Source organism: Nocardia sp. NPDC047038 (assembly GCF_040644075.1).
Taxonomy (GTDB): domain Bacteria; phylum Actinomycetota; class Actinomycetes; order Mycobacteriales; family Mycobacteriaceae; genus Nocardia; species Nocardia sichangensis.
On record NZ_JBEYVQ010000030.1, the window covers coordinates 13,026 to 38,130 of the forward strand.

Annotated in this window: 23 protein-coding genes; 12 read left to right on the top strand and 11 right to left on the bottom strand. The window is 68.9% G+C overall.

Features of this window, described 5'->3' with window-relative positions:
- Positions 1–37: 37 nt before the first annotated feature.
- A complete protein-coding gene (locus ABZ824_RS38510) occupies positions 38–670 on the bottom strand; it encodes a TetR/AcrR family transcriptional regulator (protein ID WP_356969725.1) in 633 nt (210 codons plus the stop codon).
- Positions 671–741: 71 nt separating this feature from the next.
- Between ABZ824_RS38510 and ABZ824_RS38515 the strand changes: the two genes are divergently transcribed.
- From ABZ824_RS38515 to ABZ824_RS38535, 5 genes are all read left to right on the top strand, one after another.
- A complete protein-coding gene (locus ABZ824_RS38515) occupies positions 742–2,271 on the top strand; it encodes an NAD(P)/FAD-dependent oxidoreductase (RefSeq protein ID WP_355077327.1) in 1,530 nt (509 codons plus the stop codon).
- On the top strand, positions 2,268–3,098 hold the full coding sequence (locus ABZ824_RS38520; protein ID WP_356969727.1) for an SDR family NAD(P)-dependent oxidoreductase: 831 nt from the start codon (positions 2,268–2,270) through the stop codon (positions 3,096–3,098). The genes ABZ824_RS38515 and ABZ824_RS38520 overlap by 4 nt, the downstream gene beginning before the upstream one ends.
- A gap of 21 nt (positions 3,099–3,119) precedes the next feature.
- Positions 3,120–4,037 (top strand): alpha/beta hydrolase, encoded by a 918-nt coding sequence (locus ABZ824_RS38525; RefSeq protein WP_356969729.1) that lies wholly within the window; start codon positions 3,120–3,122, stop codon positions 4,035–4,037.
- 119 nt (positions 4,038–4,156) lie between these two features.
- Positions 4,157–5,950 (top strand): long-chain fatty acid--CoA ligase, encoded by a 1,794-nt coding sequence (locus ABZ824_RS38530; RefSeq protein WP_356969731.1) that lies wholly within the window; start codon positions 4,157–4,159, stop codon positions 5,948–5,950.
- Between the two features lie 134 nt (positions 5,951–6,084).
- Positions 6,085–7,899, top strand: a complete 1,815-nt coding sequence (locus ABZ824_RS38535; protein WP_356969733.1) for a sulfite oxidase — start codon at positions 6,085–6,087, stop codon at positions 7,897–7,899.
- Between the two features lie 92 nt (positions 7,900–7,991).
- Here ABZ824_RS38535 and ABZ824_RS38540 read toward each other — a convergent pair whose 3' ends face one another.
- The 3 genes from ABZ824_RS38540 to ABZ824_RS38550 all read right to left on the bottom strand — a co-directional run bounded on the left by ABZ824_RS38540 (position 7,992) and on the right by ABZ824_RS38550 (position 11,556).
- Positions 7,992–9,473, bottom strand: coding sequence for a DHA2 family efflux MFS transporter permease subunit (locus ABZ824_RS38540; RefSeq protein ID WP_356969735.1), 1,482 nt, complete (start codon positions 9,471–9,473; stop codon positions 7,992–7,994).
- Between the two features lie 12 nt (positions 9,474–9,485).
- Entirely contained in the window at positions 9,486–10,184 is a 699-nt protein-coding gene (locus ABZ824_RS38545) for a PadR family transcriptional regulator (protein ID WP_356969737.1), read from the bottom strand.
- Between the two features lie 481 nt (positions 10,185–10,665).
- Entirely contained in the window at positions 10,666–11,556 is an 891-nt protein-coding gene (locus ABZ824_RS38550) for a glycine betaine ABC transporter substrate-binding protein (RefSeq protein WP_356969739.1), read from the bottom strand.
- A gap of 194 nt (positions 11,557–11,750) precedes the next feature.
- Between ABZ824_RS38550 and ABZ824_RS38555 the strand changes: the two genes are divergently transcribed.
- From ABZ824_RS38555 to ABZ824_RS38570, 4 genes are read left to right on the top strand one after another with little or no spacing between them, the layout of a single operon-like run.
- Complete coding sequence (locus ABZ824_RS38555) at positions 11,751–12,683, top strand: ABC transporter substrate-binding protein (RefSeq protein WP_356969752.1); 933 nt, start codon at positions 11,751–11,753, stop codon at positions 12,681–12,683.
- A 13-nt stretch (positions 12,684–12,696) separates the two neighbouring features.
- Positions 12,697–13,845, top strand: coding sequence for an ABC transporter ATP-binding protein (locus tag ABZ824_RS38560; protein ID WP_356969741.1), 1,149 nt, complete (start codon positions 12,697–12,699; stop codon positions 13,843–13,845).
- A 49-nt stretch (positions 13,846–13,894) separates the two neighbouring features.
- Positions 13,895–14,563, top strand: a complete 669-nt coding sequence (locus ABZ824_RS38565) for an ABC transporter permease (protein ID WP_355077342.1) — start codon at positions 13,895–13,897, stop codon at positions 14,561–14,563.
- The gene (locus ABZ824_RS38570; protein ID WP_356969743.1) at positions 14,560–15,228 is read left to right on the top strand and encodes an ABC transporter permease; all 669 of its coding nucleotides are present in this window, start codon (positions 14,560–14,562) and stop codon (positions 15,226–15,228) included. Before ABZ824_RS38565 ends, ABZ824_RS38570 begins: the two co-directional genes overlap by 4 nt.
- A 54-nt stretch (positions 15,229–15,282) precedes the next feature.
- On the opposite strand, the gene ABZ824_RS38575 is transcribed toward ABZ824_RS38570, so the two are convergent.
- From ABZ824_RS38575 to ABZ824_RS38590, 4 genes are all read right to left on the bottom strand, one after another.
- Positions 15,283–16,470, bottom strand: coding sequence for an NADP-dependent malic enzyme (locus ABZ824_RS38575; protein ID WP_355077345.1), 1,188 nt, complete (start codon positions 16,468–16,470; stop codon positions 15,283–15,285).
- A 515-nt stretch (positions 16,471–16,985) separates the two neighbouring features.
- Complete coding sequence (locus ABZ824_RS38580; RefSeq protein ID WP_356969745.1) at positions 16,986–18,527, bottom strand: FAD-binding protein; 1,542 nt, start codon at positions 18,525–18,527, stop codon at positions 16,986–16,988.
- A 51-nt stretch (positions 18,528–18,578) separates the two neighbouring features.
- Positions 18,579–18,845: a hypothetical protein gene (locus tag ABZ824_RS38585; RefSeq protein ID WP_356969747.1), complete on the bottom strand. Its 267-nt coding sequence runs from the start codon at positions 18,843–18,845 to the stop codon at positions 18,579–18,581.
- Positions 18,842–19,696, bottom strand: a complete 855-nt coding sequence (locus ABZ824_RS38590; RefSeq protein WP_355077350.1) for a PHP domain-containing protein — start codon at positions 19,694–19,696, stop codon at positions 18,842–18,844. Before ABZ824_RS38590 ends, ABZ824_RS38585 begins: the two co-directional genes overlap by 4 nt.
- Positions 19,697–19,771: 75 nt before the next feature.
- Between ABZ824_RS38590 and ABZ824_RS38595 the strand changes: the two genes are divergently transcribed.
- A complete protein-coding gene (locus ABZ824_RS38595) occupies positions 19,772–20,863 on the top strand; it encodes a magnesium and cobalt transport protein CorA (protein WP_356969754.1) in 1,092 nt (363 codons plus the stop codon).
- A gap of 12 nt (positions 20,864–20,875) precedes the next feature.
- Here ABZ824_RS38595 and ABZ824_RS38600 read toward each other — a convergent pair whose 3' ends face one another.
- Genes ABZ824_RS38600 through ABZ824_RS38610 form a run of 3 tightly spaced genes read right to left on the bottom strand, consistent with a single transcriptional unit; the run spans position 20,876 to position 22,921 of the window.
- The gene (locus tag ABZ824_RS38600; RefSeq protein ID WP_356969749.1) at positions 20,876–21,457 is read right to left on the bottom strand and encodes a suppressor of fused domain protein; all 582 of its coding nucleotides are present in this window, start codon (positions 21,455–21,457) and stop codon (positions 20,876–20,878) included.
- 3 nt (positions 21,458–21,460) lie between these two features.
- A complete protein-coding gene (locus tag ABZ824_RS38605) occupies positions 21,461–21,952 on the bottom strand; it encodes a general stress protein (protein WP_039800517.1) in 492 nt (163 codons plus the stop codon).
- A 12-nt stretch (positions 21,953–21,964) separates the two neighbouring features.
- Positions 21,965–22,921, bottom strand: a complete 957-nt coding sequence (locus tag ABZ824_RS38610) for a CoA ester lyase (RefSeq protein ID WP_355077354.1) — start codon at positions 22,919–22,921, stop codon at positions 21,965–21,967.
- 63 nt (positions 22,922–22,984) lie between these two features.
- Between ABZ824_RS38610 and ABZ824_RS38615 the strand changes: the two genes are divergently transcribed.
- Complete coding sequence (locus ABZ824_RS38615) at positions 22,985–24,265, top strand: CBS domain-containing protein (protein ID WP_355077356.1); 1,281 nt, start codon at positions 22,985–22,987, stop codon at positions 24,263–24,265.
- Positions 24,266–24,323: 58 nt separating this feature from the next.
- The gene (locus ABZ824_RS38620; protein ID WP_356969756.1) at positions 24,324–24,953 is read left to right on the top strand and encodes a DUF1003 domain-containing protein; all 630 of its coding nucleotides are present in this window, start codon (positions 24,324–24,326) and stop codon (positions 24,951–24,953) included.
- The last annotated feature ends 152 nt before the right edge of the window (positions 24,954–25,105 follow it).

Below are 25,105 nucleotides of genomic sequence, written 5' to 3' on the forward strand. Positions count from 1 at the left end.
AGCACACGGCCGGCGCGGCGGACGCGAGCGAGCCCCCTCAACCTCGCAGCGCCGCCGCCAGATCCGGGTGCACGGAGAACGCGATGGCGATCAACGATTCGACCAGCAGATCGATCAGCTCCGTACGCGAGATGGGCTCCGAGCGCAGCCAGGTGAGCGTGGATTCCTCGACGAAGGCGATCCAGCCGCGCATGGCGAGCATGAGGCGGGGGTGGTCGGATTCCACGATGGGAGTGGGAGTCTCCGCGAGGATGATCCCGATGATCGCGTCGCGGGTCTGGTCGACCAGCGGGGCCAGGTCGGGGCTGACGCTGGTGGGGCCGCGTAGCAGCGCCAGATAGGAGGTCCGGTTCTCCGTGACGTACTCGATGTAGCGCTCGATCGAGTCGCGCAGCATCTCGAACAGGCCCAGCGAGCGGTCCGGGGCGACACGCTCGAGCAGTTCGGCGTTGGCGTGGTGCACGATCGCGAGCTGGAAGTCCTGCTTGGTCGGGAAGTAATGGAACAGCAGGCCGCGGGAGATGCCCGCCTCGGCGGCGATCTCGCTGACGGAGATGTCCTCGATGGAACGCTCGCCGAGCATCTTCGCACCCAGAGTGATCAGCTGCTCGCGGCGCTCGTCGGGACTCAGCCGCGTGCGCTTGGGGGCGTCCCTCTGGGTTCTCGTCACGCGCACAATCCTACTGAACGCCAGTCAATACACTGTTGACTCGCGCTCAATAGGGCCGTAGGCTCCATTACATGAGTCGCAAGGTTACAGACAAAGCTGTCGCCGGCCGACCCGCGCGCCACGCCAAGACGATCATCATCGGCAGCGGGTTCGCGGGCCTGGGTCTGGCCATCCGGCTGACCCAGCAGGGGCGCAACGACTTCCTCGTGCTGGAGCGCGGCAGCGACGTCGGGGGCACCTGGCGGGACAACACCTACCCCGGCGCGGCCTGCGACGTGCCTTCGCACCTGTACTCGTACTCGTTCGCGCTGAACCCGAACTGGTCGCGGTCGTTCTCCCGGCAGGGCGAGATCCAGCAGTACATCCAGGACGTGTCGAAGCGCTACGACGTGCGTGACAAGCACATCTTCGACTGCGACGTGACCAGCGCCCGCTGGAACGACGAGACCGCGCTCTGGGAGATCGAGTCGACCAAAGGCAGCTTCACCGCGAACACGGTGGTCTCCGCGGTCGGCGCGCTGTGCGAGCCCGCGCTGCCGGACATCAAAGGCATCGGCGAATTCGAAGGCGAGATCTTCCACTCCGCCCGCTGGAACCACGACGCCGACCTCACCGGCAAGCGGGTCGCCATCATCGGCACCGGCGCCTCGGCGATCCAGATCGTGCCTGCCATCGCCCCGAAGGTCGGCCACCTGGACGTATACCAGCGCACGGCGCCGTGGCTGCTGCCGCGCCTGGACCGCCCGTACACGAAGGCCGAGCGAATGGCCTTCAAGTACGTGCCGGGTCTGCAGCGACTATCCCGCGCGGCCATCTACGCCGCGCGCGAGACCCAGGTGGTCGGCCTGGCCAAGGTGCCTGCCCTGATGCAGTTGTTCGAGGCGATCGCGAAGGCCAAACTCCGCCACGAGATCCGCGATCCGCAGCTGCGCGCCAAGGTCACGCCGAATTTCCGGATCGGCTGCAAGCGCATGCTGATCTCCAACGACTACTACCCCGCGCTGTCGCGCCCCAACGTCGACGTGGTCACCGACGGCATCGCCGAGGTGCGCGCGAACTCGATCGTCACCGAGGACGGCACCGAGCGCGAGATCGACGCGTTGATCGTGGCGACCGGCTTCCACGTCACCGACTCCCCCACTTACAACACCATCGCGGGCCGTGACGGTCGCACTTTGGCGGAGGTATTCGACGAGATCGGCCAGCAGGGCTACAAGGGCTCGGCGATCGCCAATTACCCCAATCTGTTCTTCCTGCTCGGCCCGAACGTCGGCCTCGGGCACACCTCGATGGTGTACATGATCGAATCTCAGATCAATTACATCGCCGACGCACTGGCTACCATCGACCGCCTCGACCTGCGTACCGTGGAGGTGCGCCGCGACGTGCAGGATGCCTACAACGCCGACCTGCAGGCGAAGCTGGCGGGCAGCGTCTGGCTGACCGGCGGGTGCTCGAGCTGGTACCTGGACAAGCACGGCAACAACACCACGTTGTGGCCGGACTTCACTTTCGAATTCCGTAGGCTGACCAAGACATTCGATGTGGCGGCGTACGACATCTCCATTTCCCGGGCCGATTTGAAAGCAGTGGCATCGTGAGCAGTGACGCTTACTTCGAGAACAAGGTATGTGTGATCACCGGAGCGGGTTCCGGGATCGGCCGTGCGCTGGCGGTGAATCTGGCCCGGCGCGGCGCCAAACTGGCACTGTCGGACATCGACGTCGACGGTTTGAACGAAACCGTACGCCGCTGCGAACAGCTCGGCGCCGAGGTCAAGGCCGACCGGCTGAACGTGGTCGAACGCGAAGCGGTGATCCTCTACGCCGACGCGGTGAAAGCGCACTTCGGCACGGTGCACCAGATCTACAACAACGCGGGCATCGCCCACCACGGCGAGGTCATCCGCTCGGAGTACAAGGACTTCGAACGCGTGATGGACGTCGATTTCTGGGGCGTCGTCAACGGCACCAAGGCGTTCCTGCCGATGGTCATCGAGTCCGGTGACGGCCATGTCGTCAATGTGTCCAGCCTCTTCGGCCTGATCGCGATTCCCGGGCAGAGCGCCTACAACGCGGCGAAGTTCGCGGTGCGCGGCTTCACCGAGTCGCTGCGCCAGGAGATGCTGGTCGCGCGGCACCCGGTCAAGGTCACCTGCGTGCACCCCGGCGGCATCAAGACCGCGGTCGCGCGCAACGCCACCTACGCCGAGGGCATCGACGCCAAGTCGGCCGCGACGATGTTCGACCGGAAGCTGGCCATCCACACCCCGGAGATGGCGGCGCAGACCATCGTCGAGGGCGTGCGCAAGGGGCACGGCCGCGTGCTGATCGGCTGGGAGGCCAAACTGCTGGATCTGTTCGTCCGGGTCACCGCGTCGGGCTACCAGCGGATCGCGGCCAACGTCGAACGCCGCTTCCTGCCCTGACCCGGATTCGAGGAACGACGAATGCGGGACATCGACCTGCCACTGCCCCTCGCGCGGGCGATACTGAATCCGATCTTCCGGGTCACGCTGAACAAGCGATTGCCGTTCACGGTGCAGCGCAGGCTGCTCGACGTGACTTCGCGGGCGCAGTTGCTGCCCGCGGGCGCTGTCGTGCGGCCCGTGCGCCTCGGCGGCAGGCCCGCCGAGCGGATCGATTTCGCGGACACCTCCGAGCACGGTGCCGTGCTCTATCTCCACGGAGGCGGATACGCGGTCGGCTCGGTCGCGACACATCGCTCGCTCGCGGCCCGGCTGGCACGAGACATCGGTTGCGCGGTCTACGTGCTGGACTACCGGCTCGCGCCGGAGCACCCCTTCCCCGCGGCACTGGACGACGCCGAGGCGGCGTTCCTGGAGCTGGTGGCGACCTCGGGACTGCGGCCGGACCAGATCGCCGTCTCCGGTGACTCCGCGGGCGGCGGTCTGTCGCTCGCGCTGGCGCAGCGACTGATCGCCCGGCACGGGCAGACCCCGGCCGCGCTCGGTCTGATCGCGCCGTGGGCGGACCCGAACGAGATCCCGGAGCGGGAACGCGATCTGGTTATCAACAGGCCCTGGTCACGCGCCTGCGCCGCCGCTTACCTGGGCGACAGCGATTCCGCCGACCCGGCTTACGCACCCCTGACCGGCGAACTGCGCGGCCTGCCGCCGACCTACGTGCAGGTGGACGTCAGCGAACTGCTGCACCGGCAGTGCGTCGCGCTGGTCGCCGCGCTGCGCGAGGCGGGGGTACACGTGCGCTTCACCGAGAGCAAGGGCTTGTGGCACGTCGCTCAATTGCAGGCCGCGCTGGCGGCGCCCGCAGCGGCCGCGCTGTGCGAACTCGCCGAGTTCCTGCGCGAAGCGATTCAACCGGCGGACCTGCGCGAACTAGGATGAAATTCGAGCGGGTCCCCAGCCTGCGGTGATGTGCGGAGGCGATTGGCGGTGGTCGACCTCACGGGCCCGGCGCAGGTGTCGTAGATTACTGGCGAGTAAACCCACGTGGAAGGGCACTGATGCGAGAGTTCGAAGTCCCGGCTTCTTACACCATTCCGGATGACGCGAACAATTCCGACAACGTCTTCCGCCACGCCGAGCAGTCGCCGAACACGGTGCTGTTCAACGTGCCGAACGGCAGTGGCGGTTGGCTGGACGTCACCGCCGCGGAGTTCGCGAAAACCGTTACCGGGGTGGCGAAAGGCCTGATCGCTTCGGGTCTCGAACTCGGCGATCGCGTCGCCATCATGGCCCCCACCCGCTACGAGTGGGCCGTCCTCGACTTCGCCATCTGGGCCGCGGGCGGCTGCACCGTCGCGATCTACGACAGCTCCGCCGCCGAGCAGGCCAAGTGGATCCTGCAGGACTCGGCCACCAAGCTGCTGGTCGTGGACAGCGACAAGCACCGCAAGGTGATCGACGAGATCGAAACCGGGGCGCTGCCCGAGCTGCGGGAGATCCTGCAGATCGACAAGGGCGCGGTGGACGAGCTGCTCGGCCGCGGCGCCGACCTGGACGACCAGGCCGTGCACGAGCGCCGCGCACAGGTCGGCGCGCAGTCGCCCGCCACCCTGATCTACACCTCGGGCACCACGGGCCGCCCGAAGGGCGTCATGCTGACCCACGCGAACCTGTACGCGGAGTCCAAGTCCGACCGGATCGCGCTGAACAAGTACGTCACCGAGGGCAAGAAGACCCTCATGTTCCTGCCGCTGGCGCACGTCTTCGCCCGCGCCGTGGCGCTGGCCGCGTTCGACGCGAAGGTGGTCGTCGCGCACACCGCCGACTGGTCCACCCTGGTCGAGCAGTTCGGCAGCTACCAGCCGCACTTCATCCTCTCGGTGCCCCGGGTGTTCGAGAAGGTGTTCAACAGCGCCAAGCAGAAGGCGCACGACGGCGGCAAGGGCAAGATCTTCGACGCCGCGGCCGATACCGCGATCGCATGGAGCGAGGCGCTCGACAACGGCGGACCGGGCCTGGCGCTGAAGCTGAAGCACGCGCTGTTCGACAGGCTGGTGTACGCCAAGCTGCGCGCTGCGCTCGGCGGCCAGTGCGAGGCCGCCGTTTCCGGCGGCGGACCGCTCGGCGCGCGGCTGGGCCACTTCTTCCGCGGCGTCGGCGTCACCATCTACGAGGGCTACGGCCTCACCGAGACCACCGCGGCCATCGCGGTCAACACCCCGGAGCACATCCGGGTCGGCTCGGTCGGGCGGCCGATCGAGGGCCACGCCGCCAAGATCGCCGAGGACGGCGAGCTGCTGCTGCGCGGCTCGGTCGTGTTCAGCGGCTACTGGGGCAACGCGGAGGCCACCGACGACGCGTTCGAGGACGGCTGGTTCAAGACCGGTGACCTCGGCGCCATCGACGGGGACGGCTTCATCACCATCACCGGCCGCAAGAAGGAGATCATCGTCACCGCCGGTGGCAAGAACGTCTCCCCCGCGCTGCTGGAGGACTCGCTGCGGGCGCACCCGCTGATCAGCCAGGTGATGGTGGTCGGTGACGGCCAGCCCTTCATCGGCGCGCTGATCACGCTGGACCCGGAGTCGCTGCCCGGCTGGAAGGAACGCAACAGCCTGCCCGCCGACACCCCCATCGAGAAGCTGATCGAGAACCCGGATCTGCTCGCCGAGGTGAACGCGGCGGTGGCCGAGACGAACAAGAAGGTGTCGAAAGCCGAGCAGATCAAGAAGATCCGCTTGCTGACAATCGACTGGACCCAGGAAACCGGCGAACTCACCCCGAAGATGTCGCTCAAGCGCGCCGTCGTGATGAAGCAGCACGCCGACGACGTGGCGAACATCTACAACTGAACCGATCGCGGAAAGGCGCTGTCCGTTCGCGGGCAGCGCCTTTCGCGTGTCCGGGTGCGTCCACGACGATCCGTGCGCTGTCGCGGATGCCGGACCGAGCCGGTCGGCGGCCGACCGGCAGTAGTCTCGATGCCATGGCCGATCTGCGACTGCGTGTGGTGGCCGGGATCGTCTCGGCGGGCCTCACGCTGGGTGTCGCCGAATTGCTCGCGGCCTTCCTCGGCCCCGACAGCGCGCCGCTGCACCTTCTCGGTTCGGCCGTGGTCGACCACACGCCCGACGGTGTGCGGGAATGGGCCATCACCACCTTCGGCACCAACGACAAGGCCGCGCTGTACCTGATCATGAGCGTGATCGCCGTCCTGGTCGCCGGCGTGGCCGGAGCGATCGAGCGGACCACCCGTGCCGCCGGGTCGTGGTTGTTCGCCGTGTTCGGAGTGATCACCGCTTGGGTGGCGGTGGCGCGCACCGGTCTCACCGCCGCGTTGCCGACCGTCGTCGGCGTCGCCGTCGGCATCTACTCGCTGCGAGCGCTGACCCGTCGCATCGACGCGGCGGTCGACAAGTCGTCCGGTGCGAGGCACGCGGAAACGGCATTGTCGACCGCCCCTGCTCGAACCGTGGCCGAAGGTTCGGCTTCTGCCGAACGAGATCACTCAGAGCACGCCGATGTCGCCGACGGGCAGAACCGGGCGATCACCGACGTGGACTCCGGCGCGGGCTCGCGTCCGGACTCGTCGGTGCACCGGCAAGGCACCGAACGCCCTGGTGCGGGCGAGAACCTCGCCGCCGCGGACGAACCGGGAAGGGTCGAGGCCAGACCGGCGGGTGAGGCCGCGCCCGCATCGGCCGCCGGGGCTTCGGAGCGCAGCTCGGCGGCTCCGGAGCGCAGGCAAGTCTTGCGGGGACTACTGGTGGCCGGTGGGCTGGCCGCGGTGACCGGAATCGGCGGACGGGTGCTCGGCGCCCGCCGCAGCGACGTTTCCGGCGAGCGAGCCGCGGTGCAGTTGCCGGAGCCGTCGGCACCCGCCGAGCCGGTCGCGCCCGGCGTGGACCTTCGTGTCCCCGGACTGACGCCGTACCTGACCGCGAACGACGATTTCTACCGGATCGACACCGCGCTGATCGTGCCGCAAGTGTCCAAGGACGGCTGGTCGCTGCGGATCCACGGCATGGTCGACCGCGAGATCCGGCTCACCTGGGCGGATCTGGCGCTTCGCCCGGTGGAGGAACACCTGGTCACGCTGGCCTGCGTGTCCAATCCGGTGGGCGGCGACCTGATCGGCAACGCGCGCTGGCTCGGTTACCGCGTGGATCAGCTGCTCGCCGAGGCGGGACCGCACCCCGACGCGGACATGGTCCTCTCGCACAGCGCCGACGGCTGGACCGCGGGCACGCCGCTGGCGGTGCTCACCGACGGACGCGACGCGCTGCTCGCGGTCGGCATGAACGGCGAACCGCTGCCGGTGCGGCACGGGTATCCAGCCCGGCTGGTCGTGCCCGGTCTCTACGGCTACGTCTCGGCCACCAAATGGGTGACCGAACTGGAAGTCACCCGCTTCGACCGCGCCACCGCGTACTGGACCCGCCGCGGCTGGTCGGCACTCGGCCCGATCAAGACCGGCATCCGCATCGACACTCCCCGTGCCCGCGGCCGCCTCCAGCCGGGCCGCATCCCCATCGCCGGAGTCGCGTGGGCGCAACATCGCGGCATCCGCGCCGTGGAAGTGCAAGTCGACAACGGCCCCTGGCAGCAGGCCCGCCTCTCCGAAGAGCAGTCCATCGACACCTGGCGCCAGTGGGTCTTCGACTGGGACGCCACCTCCGGCCCGCACACCCTCCGCGCCCGCGCCACCGACGGCACCGGCGAAACCCAAACAGCCGAACGCCGCGACGTCATCCCCGACGGCGCCACCGGCTACCCCTCGGTCACAGTCCAGGTTGCCTGAGCGCGACCGGACCGCCCCTTCACCGTGCCTGCACGCTGACGAATCATGCCCCGCAGAAGGATCCTCTTCTGCGGGGCATGGGATTTCGGCGGTCAGCTCGCTACGGCGTCGGCCTCGACCCGTTCTTTCTCGAGCCGCGGCGGGGCCGACTCGCCGTGGCGGATGAACAGTACCGAGGCGGCGACGCCGATCAGCAGGACGGCCGCGGGGAGCAGCGCGGACTGGCCGAGCGCGGTGCTGAAGGCATCCTTGACGAACTCCGGGAGCGGGCCCCGGCCCGCGCCTCCTTCGGCGACCGGGCCGCCGCCCAGGCCGTTCGCCGTCATCCTGGCCGCCACCAGCGCGCTGATCGCCGCGCTGCCGAGCACCGAGCCCACCTGGCGGGTGGTGTTGTAGACACCGGCGCCCGCGCCGGCCAGTTGGACCGGCAGGTTGTGCGTGGCGGTGGACGCCAGCGGAGCCCAGATGCAGGCGTTGGCGAAACCGGCCAGCGCCGCGGCCACCAGGAACCAGACGAGCGACGAGTCCGGCTTCATCAGCGCCGCGAAGCAGAACACCGACAGCGCGAACAAGCCGAAGCCGATGGTGGGCACGATCCGCGGGTGCAGCTTGTCGGCGAACTTGCCGACCAGCGGGGCGGAGAAACCGGTCACGATCGCCATGGGCGCGAAGACCAGCGCGGACTTGGTCGGCGACAGCTCCCGCACGGCCTGCAGGTAGAAGTACGTCGGCACCATCAGGGAGGTCACCGCCGCACCCATCGCGGCGATCGCGGCATTGGACAACGCGAAGTTGCGATCACGGAACAGGCTCAGCGGCAGCAACGGCTCGCCCTTGGTCCTGGCCTGGTTGACCAGGAACACCGCGAGCACCACCAAGCCAGCGCCGATCAGCAGCCAGATGCGCAACGACCAGTCGTAGGTGTTGCCCTCCTGGATGCCGAACACCAGCAGGAACATGCCGACGCCGCTGAGCAGCACGCCGGGGATGTCGAACTTGTGCTCGTGCGTCGGCAGCGCGGGCACCAGCCAGACGGCCAACGCGAAGGCGACGACGCCGACCGGAACGTTCACGATGAAGATCCATTCCCAGCCGAGACCGTCCACCAGCACACCGCCGAGGATCGGGCCCACCAGCGTCGCCAGGCCCGCGACGCCACCCCACAGGCCCATGGCAGCGCCGCGCCGGTCGGGCGGGAAGGTCCTGGTGATCACGGCCATGGTCTGCGGCGTCATCAGCGCGGCGCCGACGCCCTGGGCGGCGCGTGCCGCGATCAGCATGCCGATGGTGCCGGACAGACCGCACCACAGCGACGCGGCGGTGAACACCGCCAAGCCGATCAGATAGATGTTCTTGGGGCCGAATCGATCCCCCAACCGTCCGGTGACCAGCAGCGGCACCGCGTAGGTGAGCAGGTAGGCGCTGGTCACCCAGATCACCTGGGAGATGTCGGCGTGCAAGCTGGTCATGATCGCGGGATTGGCGACCGCCACGATCGTCATGTCCAGCAGGATCATGAAGAAGCCGACGACCAGCGCGAGCAGCGCCAGCCACGGATTGCGTTGTGTGGACATCTGTTTCGATTCCTAACTCGGATGATCCGAAAATCTCGGGTCGGCGGCCGCCACAGCGCCGGGCGGCACCGGCAGCGACACCGCGGTGTCGGCGGCCGGTTCGGCCGCGGAGCGTTCGCCGGTCACGGGGTCGAAGTCCTCCCACTCGAGTGCGCCGCCGGCCAATTCGGCGGTGAACTCCTTGACCCAGGTGAGTTCGGCGGCGAGGACCGCCCGCAGATACGGCAGGGAGATCCAGTAGCGGCGGGGAACGACGTGCTCCTCGGCCCAGGCGATCAGCATGTCGGCATCGGCCAGTTCGGTCTCCAGCACGCCGATTCGTTCGCGCAGCAGCGTGAGCGCCTCCGTCTTCGGCAAATTGTGCAACTCGCCCAGCGCCACCGGGAAGATCGGATACTCCGGAACGGGTCGCCGCACGATCTCGGCGATCCGGTTGCGCAACGCCTCCCTGCCGCGCCCGGTGATCCGGTAGGTGGTGCGTTCGGGCCGGTTGCCCGCCCGGTCGACGCCCTCGGCGTGCACCAATGCTTGGTCGGCCAGGCGGGACACGGTGTGGTACAGCGAGCCCGGCCGCACCTTGACCAGCTTGTCCTCTCGCCGGGCGATCAGCGTCTGGAACATCTCGTACGGATGCATGGGCCGCTCCTCCAGCAGCGCGAGCACGGCGATGGCCAACGGCGTCACCGACGGATGCGCCTGGCCTTGCCCCATGCTTGTTCACCTCCGTCACTCGGTCGTCTCGGCCTTCGGCCGCCGACGCTGCGAGCCTGCCGCCGACCGGCACGCTATCGCCCGGTCCCGACATACTCCACTCTAAATATTCCACGTGGAATATACGGCGCGGAACAGCCTGCGAACAAGACGCGGCGACCCGTGATGACCCCCACAATTCACAGCCTCGCGTATCGCGTTCCCCATGTCCCTGCTCGTACACGACGAGAGGCCATCGAGATGTCAGTTCTCGATGGCCCCTCGATTTCAGCTCCCGCCGAAGGCCGACGACGTCGGCGACCCTCTCCAGCGCCATTGCTGTGCGGGATGGTGTAGTGGCTGCTCAGCCAGCCTATGCCGCGACTCACAACCGGCGGCAGTGTCGGATGCGACATCTATCGCTCGATTCCCGACAGGAAACGACGCGAGCTTACGACTCAGCGGCGTCGACCGACTGTGGCAAGCGCCGTGCGGGTCACGCCTACAACGAGTGCTTGTCCAGCCAGGCGCGCGCGACATCACTCGGTGCGGCACCGTCGTCCCGGACATTCCGGATCATGGCCGCCAGCTCGTCGGTCGTCAGTTCGCCCGCGACGTAGTCGAGTTTCTTGATCTGCCGCCGGTCGAGCAGTCCTTTGCGGAACAGCGGCAGCACGTTCTCGGCTCGCACGGCGTACTCGTCATCGGACAGCACGGCCAATCCGTCGGTCGCACCGGCCGTCAGTTCGGCGGGACCGCCGAGCAAGCCGGCCTGAACCCGGCCTTCCAGCAGCGCTTTCCGCAGTGCGGCGGGATCCGGGAAGGCCACGGTGGCGGCGAAGTCGCACCCGGCGACGCGATCGCTCCCGGCCTGCGGCAGCAGGCCGGGAGTGGCCGCTACGCCGACGGTCAGTCCACCGCAGCGGGGCGCGAGATCACGCACCGAACGCACTCGGTCCTGCGCCGCCGCCTGGGCGGTGAGCAGCACCCGCGGCCGCAGATCGGTGCCGTCGGCGAGATCGGAGACGACCAGCCCCTCGGGCAATGCGGCGCTCACCGCATCTTTCACCTGCTCAGGCAGCCGTGCCGTCGTGTGTTCGTCGAGATGGGCCAGCAGCGCGCCGGTGTGCTCGCCGACCACTTGGACCCGGTCCGCATCGAGCGCGGCGAGGTAGTCCGCGCGGCTGCCCAGTCGCGGGTCCACCGCGGTCCGCACACCGGCGCGCGCAAGCGCGCCCGCATAGATTTCGGCGAGCACGGAGGACTCGATCGAATCACCCGCGCCGACCGTGATCGACGGCTGCGGCTCGTCGTTCCCGCAGGACACGACCAGCGCGACGGAAGCGACGACCAGCAACCGAGCCAGCAACCGCTGTGACGCGGCCAACACCATCCGGCGACACCAACTCTCCGACGACTCGACACGGCCAACAGAAAAACCCGGAAGCGGGCAGTATGGACACCCAGAATGTACCGGCGGCCGCTCGGTGCCGAGACCGCGCCCGCCGTCATGTCGGAAGGACTCTCGTGAAATCCACCCGCACCCCCGGTGCCGCCGCGCACCGGCACCCCGCCGCGCGCGTCGCACTGCGCGGCGCCCGTATCCTCGCCGCCGCGACCGCCCTCGCCGTCGCGATGGCCCTGTCGGCTTGTGGCGATTCCGATCCACTCGCCACCGGCGGCAGCTGTTCGGGAGACGGATTGACCGTCGGTTCGGCGAACTTCCCCGAGTCCGAGACCATCGCCGAGGTGTACGCGGAAGTGCTGCGCGCCAACGGCTTCAGCGTGGATACCAAGCTGGGCATCGGCAGCCGGGAAGCTTACCTTCCCGCCTTGCGGAAGTGCGCCATTTCGGTGATCCCCGAGTACACCGGCAATCTGCTGCAGTACCTGGACAAGAACGCCACCGCCACCAGCGCGGCCGACGTGAACAGCGCGCTCGGCAAGGCGCTCGGTTCCGATCTCGCGATCGGCACGCCCGCGCCCGGCGAGGACTCGGACGCCGTCGTCGTCACCCGCGCCACCGCCCAGCGCTGGAACCTGAGCACGATCGCCGACCTGGCAGCGCACTCGGCCGAGGTGAAATTCGGCGCGCCAGCCGAATTCCAGGAGCGTGCGGGCGGTCTGCCCGGCCTGAAGAAGAACTACAACCTGGATGTCGCGGCGGGCAATTTCGTGCCGATCGCCGACGGCGGCGGTCCCGCGACGGTTCGCGCGCTGGTCGAGGGCCAGGTGACCGCGGCCGATATCTTCACCACCTCGCCCGCCATCCCGCAGAACGACCTCGTGGTGCTGAACGACCCGAAGCACAACTTCCCGCCGCAGAACGTGGTGCCGCTGCTCAACGCGAGCAAGAAGTCGGACAAGGCGCTCGCGGCGCTGAACGCGGTATCCGCGCAGCTGACCACCGCCGAACTGATCAAGCTCAACGAGGCGGTCTCCGGCACCGGCAAGACCGAGCCGAAGGCCGCCGCCGCGGCCTGGGTCGCCGCCAAGGGGCTGAACAAGCCGGTCGGCTAGGGAGGGAGATTCGGTGTCCGATATCGAATTCTCCGGTATCAGCAAGACCTATCCGGACGGCACGCACGCCGTCACCGACCTGGATCTGCGCATCGAGTCCGGGTCGTTCACCGTGTTCGTCGGGCCTTCCGGCTGCGGTAAGACGACCTCGATGCGAATGATCAACCGCATGATCGTGCCCAGCTCGGGGACGATCACCATTGCCGGGCAGGATGTTTCGACCGTCGATCCGGTCCGGCTGCGCCTCGGGATCGGGTACGTCATCCAGAGCGGCGGACTGCTGCCGCACCGGACGGTCGTCGACAATGTCGCGACCGTTCCGGTCCTGCGCGGTGACTCGCGCCGGGCCGCCCGTGCCGCGGCGCTCGAGGTACTCGACCGGGTCGGCTTGGATCGCTCACTGGCGCAGCGGTATCCGGCGCAGCTGTCGGGCGGTCAGCAGCAGCGCGTTGGCGTGGCCCGCGCGCTGGCCGCCGACCCGCCGGTCCTGCTGATGGACGAGCCGTTCAGCGCCGTCGACCCGGTGGTGCGCGCCGAATTGCAGGTCGAAATGCAAAGGTTGCAGGCGGAATTGCACAAGACCATCGTGTTCGTCACACACGACATCGATGAGGCGATCACGCTCGGCGATCGCGTGGCGGTGTTCGGACGCGGCGGAGTGCTCCAGCAGTACGACGCGCCGCAACGCGTGCTCGCCCAGCCCGCCACCGATTTCGTCGCCGACTTCGTCGGCCGCGACCGCGGTTACCGCGGATTGTCCTTCCGGTCCGCGAATGAGATTCCGCTGCACGAGATCCGGACGGCTGTCACGGATGAGGTGCGCGAACTGCGACTCGACGCGGGCGAGTGGGTGCTGGTGGTCGACACCGACCGCAAGCCGGTGGGCTGGATGGACGTCACCGGCGTCGAGGGATTCCGCGCGGGCCGCGCACTGTCGGACAGCATGTCGGCGGGCGGTTCGCTGTTCACCCCGTCCGGCGACCTGCGCCAAGCGCTGGACGCCGCGATCTCCTCGCCATCCGGAATCGGTGTCGCCGTCGACGGCGCCGGTGCGGTACGCGGCGGAGTGCTCGCCACCGAGGTGCTCGAGCAGTTGGCCGGGCAGCGCGCCCACGAAGACGCCGAACGCAACCGGCACTTCTTCGAAGAACGAGTGCCGTGAACGGACGTGAGCGAGACGGCGTCGTGCACGCCGGAATCCGGAGAGCGGCATGAGATACCTCGTCGAGAACTTCTCGGAGATCATGGGAATCACCGCGACCCACCTCTATCTCGCCCTGGTGCCGCTACTGCTGGGCCTGGTGATCGCGGTCCCGGTCGGCGCGCTGGTGCGGCGAGCGGCGTGGCTGCGCCGGGTCACGGTGACCGCCGCGAGCCTGGCCTACACCGTTCCGTCGCTGGCGCTGTTCGTGATCATTCCTCCGCTCGTCGGCATCTCGGCCATCGACCCGCTGAACGTGATCATCGCGCTCACCATCTATTCCACGGCGCTGCTGGTGATCGCGGTCCCGGCGGCTCTGGACTCGGTGCCCGCCACGGTGCTCGACGCGGCCGACGCGGTGGGCCACGGCCCGCTGCGCCGCACGCTCACCGTGGATATGCCACTTGCGGTGCCGGTCTTCGTATCCAGTCTGCGGGTGGTGGTGGTGACCAATATCGCGATGGTGTCGGTCGGCGCGCTGATCGGCGTCGGCGGGCTCGGCAAACTGTTCACCCAGGGCTACCAGCGCGATTATCCGGACGAGATCATGGCGGGCATCATCGTGACGCTCGCGCTCGCGCTGGTCGCCGACCGGGTGGTGTACGCGCTGGGCCGCTGGTCGACGCCCTGGGTGCGCGCGGACGCCAGGACCGTCAGGGCGAAAGGCACTGCGGCATGAACCTTTTCCTCGACGCCTGGCACTACTTCACCGACGGCGCCAACTGGAGCGGTCCGTCGGGCATCGGGAGCCGCATCGTTCAGCACCTCTGGTACAGCTTCCTGACCGTCGCCGTGTCCGCGGGGATCGCCGTACCGCTCGGCCTGATCATCGGCCACACCCGGCGTGGGGCGGCAGTGCTGGTCGGCTTCGCCAACGCCATGCGCGCGCTGCCCACCCTCGGCCTGTTGACCTTCCTGGTGCTGCTGCTCGGCCTCGGCTTGATACCGCCGCTGCTGGCACTGATCACGGTCGGCATCCCCCCGCTGCTCGCGGGCGCGTACGCGGGAATCGCGAACGTCCCCGCCGACGTCGTGGACGCCTCGCGCGCCATGGGCATGACCGAACGGCAGATCCTGTTCCGAGTGGAGGTGCCCAACGCGCTGCCCATCCTGCTCACCGGGCTGCGCGGCGCGACCCTCCAGGTGGTGGCCACCGCGACGATCGCCGCCTACGTCAACCTCGGCGGCTTGGGCCGCTACATCTTCGACGGCATCAGCCTCTACCGCTACGACCGCGTGCTGGTCGGCGCGCTGCTGGTGGCGGTGCTGGCGATGCTGCTGGACGGGCTGCTGGCCTTCGCGGTGTGGGCCAGCGCGCCGGGAACCGGCCGGTTGCGCCGCTGACAAGGGCGCCCATTCGCGGTCGAATGGGCGCCCTTGTGCCGGCGTGCGGTGGCGTTACGCGACGCCCTCGGCGCGGGCGGCGGCGGCGACCGCTTCGGCGACGGCCGGAGCGACCCGCGGGTCCAGCGGGCTCGGCACGATCTTGTCCGGGCCGAGTTCGTCGGCGACGACGCTGAGGATGGCGTCGGCGGCGGCGATCTTCATGCCCTCGGTGATCCGCCGGGCGCCCGCGTCCAGCGCGCCCTTGAAGACGCCGGGGAACGCGAGCACATTGTTGATCTGGTTCGGGAAATCGCTGCGGCCGGTGGCCACGATCGCGGCGTACTTGCGCGCCACCTCGGGGTGGATCTCCGGGTCCGGGTTGGACATGGCGAACACGATCGCCTCCGGCGCCATCGACGCGATGAGCTCCTCGGCGATCAGACCGGCCGACAGGCCGAGGAACACGTCGGCGCCGGCCAGCGCCTCCGCCGCGCCGCCGGTGAGGCCGCGCGGGTTGGTGCGGGTGGCCAGCTCGGCCTTCACCTCGTTGAGGTCGCCGCGGTCGGCGCCGACGATGCCCTTCGAATCGAGCACGGTCACGTCGCGGACACCGGCGGCCAGCAGGATGTTCGTGCACGCGACACCCGCGGCGCCCGCGCCGGACACCACGACCTTCAGGCCCTCGATGCCGCGGCCCTGCACCTTGGCGGCGCCGTTGAGCGCGGCTAGCACCACGATGGCGGTGCCGTGCTGGTCGTCGTGCATCACCGGGCAGTCGAGCGCCTCGATGACGCGCTTCTCGATCTCGAAGCAGCGCGGCGCGGAGATGTCTTCCAGGTTCACCGCGCCGAAGCTCGGCCGCAGGCGGATCAGCGTCTCGACGATCTCGTCGACGTCCTTGGTGTCCAACACGATCGGGATCGAATTCAGCCCGGCGAACTTCTTGAACAGCGCCGCCTTGCCCTCCATCACCGGAAGCGAGGCGCGCGGGCCGATGTCACCGAGGCCGAGCACGGCGGTGCCGTCGCTGACCACGACCACGAGCCGATCGGTCCAGGTGTAGCGCTTGGCCAGCGCCTCGTCCTCCGCGATCGCGCGGCTGACCTGGGCGACGCCCGGGGTGTAGGCGATCGACAGATCGCGCTGGGTCTCCAGGGGCGCACTGAGTTCGACCGAGAGCTTGCCGCCGAGATGTCCCGCGAAAATTTCGTCGTTTGTGATTTCGGACAAGCTTGCCGTGGAATTCGGTGCATCAGTCACAGGTGACACGATTTCACTCCTGCTCGGGTCGGGCTAAACCGGGGGACGGTTACCACCGGGTAATGGGTATAAGGGGTTTCACGACGCTCATCGGGTGCGCTGACCGGTGCGTTTCGAGCTGGCTGCGAGCGGCGAACGCGACTTGCCGAGTTCTCGATGGCGGGCGCGGCACTGATCCGCGAAGCAGAACCGAGCGGGTGCGCCCGGACAGAACGTGCGGTGCGATCTCGCGGGTCGCGACGGTACGTCGGCGAGGCGGAGACCTCCGTGATTCCCTCACCCGGCGGTGGCGGAGGCAAGGAATCCGACACATTCTGCCAGTCCGGTAGGCAAGTTGCCAAACCGGTTACCCCCTGGGCCGTGTCGCGCTCCATCATCCAACGTTATGGGGCGGGAATTACCCTCAGGTAAGCGGAAACTCCCCGTTCAGCAGTCGCGCGCGGTGAGCGATCGCACCGCTCGGGGCGGCGGCGGTGTGAGTACCAGCGGGCCGAGCGCCGCCCGGCGGCGCACTGTCAAGCGACGATATCGCGGGGCTGCTCCGGCATCGTCCTCGGCGCGTCCGGGCGCACCCACACGCTGCGCACGCCACCGGACATCAGTCGCGTCCGCCAGGTGTCGGACGCGCCGGGATGATCGGTCCTGCGGTGCATGCCGCGGCTCTCCGTGCGCGTCAGCGCGCTGTATTTGGTCCAGCGCGCCACCGCGAGCAGCGCGGCGGCCTGCCGGGCCCGCAGCAGGTCGGCGCCGCTGCCGCCGAGGTCGAATTCCGCCCCGGGCCACATGCCGTCGAGTTCGCCGATGCTGTCGCGCAGGCTGCCCGCGCTGCGCCAGTAGCTGCGCCGCAACGGCAGCGTGTGCTCTTGGACGAGGCCGACCACCGCCCTCGGATCGATCCGCGCCACGGCATTGAGCCCTGCTCCGGTCACCTCGCGCGCCGGGGCACGCCGGTCCGTCGTCCGGGCGAATTTCGCCGCGCCCGCGCCCGCCCAGACGCCGGAAGCGATCGCCCACGCCGCGCTCAGTCCGCCGAATCCGCTCACCGCGCCGGTGAGCGGCTCGCGACTGACCACGTCGCCCGCGGCGAACAGGCCCGCGACGGTGGTCGCGCATTCCGGTCCGGTGACGCGCAGTCCGCCGGTGCCGCGCACGGTGCCCTCCAGCACGGCGCGCAGCGGCACCCGTTCGGCACGGTCGACGAAGCCATGGCGCGCCAGCCGGGACCGGAGGGCCACCGGTACGTCGTCCAGGGCGGCGAAAACCCGCTGACCATCGGCGATGGCCGCGAGCGCCGCCGAGCGATGCCCGGGCAGCTCGACGCCGGATTCGTCGTAGAGCGGGGCGAACCGCAAGGCGAGATTCCGCAGCGCGGTCGGCTCGGCCTTCCCTGGCGGAATCAGGCTGTAGGCGCAGGAGAACTCCATCCCGGACAGCTCGGCGCCCGCTTCCACGGCGAACAACAGACCGTCGCCGGTGTCCACGTCGGTGCCCGCCGCCCCGGACAGGAACGCGCAGCCACCGGTGGCCACCACGACCGCACCCGCGCGCACGGTCCAGCGCCCGAACCCGTCATGGGGGCGCAGCCCCGTGGCGCCGCGCACTACGCCGTCGCGGTCCACCAGCAGTTGCAACGCTGGGTGATGATCGAGTACCCGGACCCCAGCTTCCCGCACCGCGCGGCGCATTCGCCGCAGGTAGCGGGCGCCGTCGAGATAGCTGCGCCGCCTGGCCGGACCCGCGGGGTCACCGGCGATGTGATAGCCCCAGCGGGCCAATTGCTCGACCCGCTGATGACTTTCCTCGAGCACGCGGTGCATCCAGTCCGGATCACCCAGCGCGCCGCCGTGCGCGTGCCCGCGCCGGACCGCCTCGTCCCGCGCCGGGCCGGGCGGAAGGTGCCACAGCGAGATCGCGCCGTACGCCGTCGGCCCGCTCGACCCGCAGCGCGCCTTGTCGACGAGCACCACGGTGGCGCCGGCCGCGGCGGCCGAGACGGCCGCCCAGGCACCGGCGGGACCACCGCCGAGTACCAGTACATCCGTCTCGAGTTCGGTCATAAAGAAAAATGTTCGGGCACAATTCATCGGCCCGCAACCAAAACTCGGGAGTCAGCTCCACCATTGCGTCCACAGCAATAGTCCAGCAGCCAGAAAAACGATCATCGAACCGGCAAAGGCGGCCGAACCACGATGCCGGTCCGAATATATCTGCGCCATCAGGGCGACCACCGCGGCCGCCACATGCCAGGCGACCGATTCGGCGCCGGGGCCGGGGAAGCCGCGCCGCTGCGCGATGACCGCGGCGCCGACCACGACCAGCATGCCCACCACGACGCCACCGGCGACGATGCCGCTGAGGCCGCGCACGAATCTCACGCGGCGATCACCGGCACGCCGGAGGCCTTGCCCACCAGCTTCTCGAATTGCGTTGCGTCGGTGGTGAACTCGCCGAGCCGAATGGTCTTGTTGGTGCCGTGATAGTCCGATGAACCGGTGGTGAGCAGGCCGAGTTCCGCGGCGAGATCGGTGAGCAGCTCGCGGTCGGCCGCGGAGTGGTCCGGGTGCGCGATCTCCAGGCCGCCGAGCCCGAGCGCGGCCAGCTCCCGGATGTCGTCGACAGCGAGCAGCCTGCCCCGCTTGCGCGCCCTGGTGTGTGCCAGCACGCTGACTCCGCCCGCGGTGGCGATCATCTGCACCGCGCGACGCAGCGGGGTGTCGGCCTTCTCGGCGTAGTAGGGACCGTGCGGGGCGAGCAATTCGTCGAACGCCGCGTCCACGCTGGGCACCACGCCCGCGGCGACCAGCGCCCGGGCCAGATGCGGGCGCCCGGCCGACGGCCCAGCCGAGGCCAGCACGGCGTCGGGATCGATCGGCAGTCCGTCGGCCGCCATCCGCTCGGCCATGGCGCGCAGCCGTTCCACCCGTTCGGCGCGCAGCCGCTCGCGTTCCTCGGCGAAGCCGCGATGGGTCGGGTCGAACAGGTAGGCCAGCAAATGTACGGGCACCGGCCAGCCATCCTCCCCCAGGCCGACGCAGGACATCTCCATGCCGCGGACGAGCGTCAGCCCCTTCGGCAGCGCGTCGACCGCTTCCGACCATCCGGCCGTGGTGTCGTGATCGGTGATCGCGACGACGTCCAGGCCCGCGGCGGCCGCGTTCCGTACGAGTTCCGCCGGAGTATCGGTGCCGTCGGACGCGGTCGAATGGGTATGCAGGTCGATGCGCACGCCTTCAAGTCTTACAGTGCTGCGCCGTCCCCCCGCACGCGCAGGCGACGTTCCGCCGGCCTGCGGCGACGTAGCATCGTCAGCGTGCCGTCCTTTTCTCCGCTTTCCTCGCTTCGTGGATCCGGCCGGACGCCGTCGCAGTCCGAGCAGCGGTTCATCCCGGTTCCGACGGCGCAGGCGATCGTCGACTGCGCCGTGTACGTGGACGGAAAGCGTCTGTCCGGACGGTTCACCCACAAGGCCGCACTCGCGCGAGCCCGCGAGGAGCCGAACGGGTTCGTCTGGGTGGGCCTGCACGATCCCGACCAGACGCAGATGGAAGACATCGCCGCGACGTTCGGCCTGCACCAGCTCGCCACCGACGACGCCCTGCAACGGCACCAGCGGCCGAAACTGGAGCGCTACGACGATTCGCTGCTGCTGGTGTTGCGCACGGTCAGCTACGTCCCGCACGAGATGAACAGTGTCAGCGAGATCGTGGAGACCGGCGAGATCATCGTGTTCACCGGTCCCGACTTCGTGGTCGCCGTCCGGCACGGTGAGCACTCCGGACTGGCCGAGGTGCGCAAGGCGCTGGAGGAGGACTCCGCGCAGCTGGCCCTCGGACCGGGCGCGGTGCTGCACGCGATCGCCGACCGGATCGTGGACTCCTACATCGACGTGGCCCAGTCGGTCGAGAACGACATCGACGAGATGGAAGAGGAGATCTTCACCCCGCGCAGCAAGGTCACGGTGGAATCCATCTACCAGCTCAAGCGCGAGGTGGTCGAGCTGCGGCGCGCGGTGAATCCGCTGGCCGCGCCGCTGGAACAGCTCAGCCGCAAAACCGATCTGCCGGTGCCGAAGGAGGTCCGGCGCTACCTGCGCGATGTCGCCGAGCATCACGCCGCCGTGGCCGAGCGGATCAACGACTTCGACGAGGCGCTCAGCGCGCTGATCAGCGCCGCGCTGGCCCGGATCGGCGTGCAACAGAACACGGATATGCGCAAGATATCGGCCTGGGTGGCGATCGCGGCCGTGCCGACGATGATCGCGGGCATCTACGGGATGAACTTCGACCACATGCCCGAACTGCACCAGGTCTGGGGTTATCCGATGGTGTGGGTGCTCATCCTCGCCATCTGCACCGGCTTGTTCTTCACCTTCCGCCGCAACAAGTGGCTGTAGCCGGGCTAGGCATCACAAGCTGGCGGCGCCGCGCCTCGGGTCGCGCACATCGATGCCCGCCTCCTGCCATGCCTCCCGCAACGCCTGCGCGCCCCGCACCCGGACCCATGCCGCCTCCGTCGCGGTCACCGGCGTCACCGCGAAATACCGCACCGGCTCCGCCGGGTCCGGCAGTGGCACGGCGGGAATGTCGCTCTCACCGAGCAGAACCGCGGTGAACGGCGCGTCGCGCCACATCGGCTCACCCAGATCCATCAGCGCGTCCGCTTGCAGCACAACACCTTCCACGACCGGCGCCGCGGCGAGCACGCCGAGCGACTTGGCCAGGCCCGAGCTGGCTCCCACACCGGACCGCAACGTCAGCACGAGTTCCGCGCGCGGGCCGCGCACCGGGTCGGCGTGCACCGCGGTGGGATCGCCCATGGGATGCCTGCTGCCGCCCAGCGTCACGTAGTGCACCAGATCGTCCTCGACGATGCGCAGGATCTCGATCGGCTCCAAGCCCAGAAAAGTGACCGACGCGGCGTCGACGTTCGCGGCGTCCACACCGAAATGGCCCAGCACCTCGGTGCGGACCGTCTCCAGCACTTCCATACGTCAGATCGCCAGCCGCGCGAGCATGTCCCGTGCCTGCTCGGCCGACTTCGGATCGCACAGCACGTCGTAGCGGCCGGCCACCAATTGCATGGTGGACGCGAAGTCGCGCTGACCCCTGGTCGCCGCGTACGGGATCGAGGTCGAGATCAGGCCGAAGATGATGCCGCCGACCAAGCCGACGATCAGCGGGCCCAGCGCGCCGCTGGTGGTGAACAGGCTCAGCAGCAGACCGAGGAACAGGCCGAGCCAGGCGCCGGACACCACGCCGCCGCCGATCACCTTGCCCCAGGTCAGCCGGTAGAGAACCCGCTCGACCTGCATCAAGTCGACACCGACGATGGTCACGTCCTGCACCGGGAACTGGTTGTCGGCCAGATAGTCGACCGCCTTCTGCGCCTCGGCGTAGGTCGGGTAGGAGCCGACCGGCCAGCCCGACGGAGGCGTCGGGAGGGCCTGCCGCGCACGGCTCGAGTTCCCCAAGGGATTCGTCATAGTTCCATTCTGCTATTCCGACGCATCCCGCGGTGGTGTGAAACGCGTGGTGCGCGTCATTCCGGCGGCGCGGCCCTTTTCCGCGATCACCTGGGCCATCTTGGCGCTGGCCTCGTCGATCATCTCGTCGCCGAGCATCACCGCGCCGCGGGCGCCGCCCGCCGCCGAGGTATGGAAGGCATAGGCGTCCAGGATCTCCTCGGCGCGGTCGTAGTCCGACTGCCGCGGGCTGAAGATCTCGTTGGCCGCCTCGATCTGACCGGGGTGCAGCACCCACTTGCCGTCGAACCCGAGCGCGGCCGTGCGCGCGGCGGCTCGGCGGAAGCCGTCCACATCCCGGATCTGCAGGTACGGGCCGTCGATCGCCTGGAGGCCGTGGGCGCGGGCGGCGAGCAGGATGGTCATCAGGATGTGGTGGTAGGCGTCGCCCGTGTCGTAGCCCTCCGGCTGTTCGCCGACCACCAGCGTGCGCATGTTGATGCTGGCCATGAAGTCCGCCGGGCCGAAGACCAGGGTCTGCACCCGGGGACTCGCGGTGGCGATCGCGTCGATGTCGCGCAGTCCCACAGCGTTCTCGATCTGCGGCTCGATGCCGATCCGTCCGACGTCCAAGCCGCAGGTCTTCTCCAGCTGGGTCAGCAGCAGGTCCAGCGCGCGCACCTGGCCCGCGTCGGTCACCTTGGGCAGCAGGATCGCGTCCAGCCGCGCGCCCGCGCCCTCGACCACGGAAATGACGTCGGCGTAGGTCCATTCGGTGGTCCAGTCATTCACCCGGACCACCCGCAGTTGCGTTCCCCACCCGGAGTCGTTCAGCGCCGCGACGATGTTCGCCCGCGCCTCGGCCTTCGCGACCGGCGCGACCGCGTCCTCCAGATCGAGGAACACCTCGTCGACGGGCAACGTCTTGGCCTTCTCGATCATCTTCGGGTTGCTGCCCGGGCACGCGAGCACCGAACGGCGTGGCTTCATGATCACTCCCGTCGATCGTGGCGGGATGCGAACACCCGCGCGCGAACATCTAGCCTTGGCAGCATGGCAGCTACCAGGGTGTACGTCGCCAGGCTGGCCGGTTTGGCGGTACTGGGACCGGACGGGGAGTCTATCGGCCGGATTCGTGACGTCGTCGTGGCCGTGCGGTCCGACCGCCAGCAGCCCCGCGTGCACGGCCTGGTCGTCGAACTGCCCACCCGGCGGCGCATTTTCGTGCCGATCCTGCGGATCACCGCGATCGAGCCCGGCGTGGTCACGCTGAACACCGGAACGGTCAGCCTGCGCCGTTTCACCCAGCGACCGGGCGAGATGCTCGCCTTGGCGCAGATCGTCGACTCGATGGTGCGGGTCGATGACCCCGACCTGCCCGACCTGGCCGGCGTGGACGTCCACGTGGCCGATCTCGGCATCGAACAGGCGCGTTCCAGGGATTGGCTGGTCAGCAGGGTGGCCGTGCGCGGGCACCGCAGGCTTGGCCGCAGGCGCACGGTGCACGTGGTGGACTGGACCAGGGTGTCCGGCCTGACGCCCCACGAGATCGGCAGGCCGGGACAGGACGTGACGCAACTGCTCGAACGGTTCGAGGGCATGCGCGCGGCCGACGTGGCGCAGCAACTGCGCGAGCTGCCGGAGAAACGGCGGATCGAGGTGGCCGTCGCGCTGGACGACGAACGTCTGGCCGACGTGGTGCAGGAACTGCCCGACGACGAGCAGGTCGAGTTGCTCAGCCACCTGGAGGTGCGCCGGGCCGCCGACGTGCTGGAGGCGATGGACCCCGACGACGCCGCCGACCTGCTGGGCGAACTGCCCGAGGGCGAAGCCGAATCGCTGCTCGCCCTGATGGACCCGCAAGAGTCCGAGCCGGTGCGCAGGCTGCTCGAGCACTCCCCTTACAGCGCGGGCGGCTTGATGACGCCCAAGCCGGTCATTCTCACCCCGTCCACGACGGTGGCCGAAGCTCTGGCGCGGGTGCGCAACCCGGACCTCACTCCCGCGCTGGCCTCCATGGTGTTCGTGGTCCGTCCGCCCACCGCTACGCCGACCGGCCGCTACCTCGGTTCGGTGCACATCCAGCAGTTGCTGCGCGAACCACCCGCCCACCTGGTGGGCGGGATCCTCGACACCGATCTGTCGACGTTGCGTCCCGAACTGCCCCTGGCCGCGGTGACCCGGTACTTCGCGACCTACAACCTGGTCTGCGGACCGGTGGTGGACGAGGAGAATCACCTGCTCGGCGCGGTCAGCGTCGACGACGTCCTCGACCACCTGCTGCCCGAGGACTGGCGCGATCAGGAAGAGACCGACGAACGGGGCGGAGCGTGAGCCCGCACGACCCCGCGCACGCCCGAAAGGAAACACCGTGAGCGAGAACGACCCGGGCGTGCGGCTCGGTCACAGCAGGGCCCGCCAACGGCTGGAGACGCCGGTGGAAAGCCGGTTCCGATTGGAGTGGGACGCCGAGGCTTTGGCCCGCAGCAGCGAGCGGGTGGCGCGATTCCTGGGGACCGGTCGGTATTTAGCGGTCCAGACGATCGTGGTGGTGGTCTGGATCCTGTTGAACATCTTCGTGGTCGCGCTGCGCTGGGACCCGTATCCGTTCATCCTGCTGAACCTGGCGTTCTCCACGCAGGCCGCCTACGCGGCGCCGCTGATCCTGTTGGCGCAGAACAGGCAGGACAACCGGGACCGGGTCGCCCTGGAGGAGGACCGGGTGCGGGCCGCTCAGACCAAGGCGGACACCGAGTTCCTGGCCCGGGAACTCGCATCGCTGCGCATCGCGGTCGGCGAAGTGGCCACGCGCGATTACCTGCGCCGGGAATTGGAAGAGCTGAAAGAAATTCTGGACCGCATGGAGTACGCGGAAACCCCGGATCCGGAGAGCCGGACGGACAGCGCCGGAAAGGGCGGTCGCAAGAAAAGCTCCGGCCGAAAACCCGCTCCGGCATCGGTTTCACCGTCCGTAACCAGTGATCAACCGGAAATACCGAATAAGGACCTGACTGGTGGGTAACCTGGACAACGTTGTCCAGAGCGGCCTGGGCAGGGGATGTCCCGGACGGCCGCTCCCACGACGTCGAGGATTGGGTGTGGCCGAATGCGTGTATCTGCTCCGATAACGGTCTCGGCTTTGGTTGTTGCTGGTGTGGTGGTGAGTGGTTCGGG

Excerpts from the sequence above, each read along its gene's own strand:
- ABZ824_RS38515 (WP_355077327.1), top strand. The coding sequence starts at position 742 with ATGAGTCGCAAGGTTACAGACAAAGCTGTCGCCGGCCGACCCGCGCGC.
- ABZ824_RS38525 (WP_356969729.1), top strand. The coding sequence starts at position 3,120 with ATGCGGGACATCGACCTGCCACTGCCCCTCGCGCGGGCGATACTGAAT.
- ABZ824_RS38530 (WP_356969731.1), top strand. The coding sequence starts at position 4,157 with ATGCGAGAGTTCGAAGTCCCGGCTTCTTACACCATTCCGGATGACGCG.
- ABZ824_RS38535 (WP_356969733.1), top strand. The coding sequence starts at position 6,085 with ATGGCCGATCTGCGACTGCGTGTGGTGGCCGGGATCGTCTCGGCGGGC.
- ABZ824_RS38540 (WP_356969735.1), bottom strand. The coding sequence starts at position 9,473 with ATGTCCACACAACGCAATCCGTGGCTGGCGCTGCTCGCGCTGGTCGTC.
- ABZ824_RS38545 (WP_356969737.1), bottom strand. The coding sequence starts at position 10,184 with ATGGGGCAAGGCCAGGCGCATCCGTCGGTGACGCCGTTGGCCATCGCC.
- ABZ824_RS38550 (WP_356969739.1), bottom strand. The coding sequence starts at position 11,556 with ATGGTGTTGGCCGCGTCACAGCGGTTGCTGGCTCGGTTGCTGGTCGTC.
- ABZ824_RS38565 (WP_355077342.1), top strand. The coding sequence starts at position 13,895 with ATGAGATACCTCGTCGAGAACTTCTCGGAGATCATGGGAATCACCGCG.
- ABZ824_RS38570 (WP_356969743.1), top strand. The coding sequence starts at position 14,560 with ATGAACCTTTTCCTCGACGCCTGGCACTACTTCACCGACGGCGCCAAC.
- ABZ824_RS38580 (WP_356969745.1), bottom strand. The coding sequence starts at position 18,527 with ATGACCGAACTCGAGACGGATGTACTGGTACTCGGCGGTGGTCCCGCC.
- ABZ824_RS38600 (WP_356969749.1), bottom strand. The coding sequence starts at position 21,457 with ATGGAAGTGCTGGAGACGGTCCGCACCGAGGTGCTGGGCCATTTCGGT.
- ABZ824_RS38605 (WP_039800517.1), bottom strand. The coding sequence starts at position 21,952 with ATGACGAATCCCTTGGGGAACTCGAGCCGTGCGCGGCAGGCCCTCCCG.
- ABZ824_RS38610 (WP_355077354.1), bottom strand. The coding sequence starts at position 22,921 with ATGAAGCCACGCCGTTCGGTGCTCGCGTGCCCGGGCAGCAACCCGAAG.
- ABZ824_RS38615 (WP_355077356.1), top strand. The coding sequence starts at position 22,985 with ATGGCAGCTACCAGGGTGTACGTCGCCAGGCTGGCCGGTTTGGCGGTA.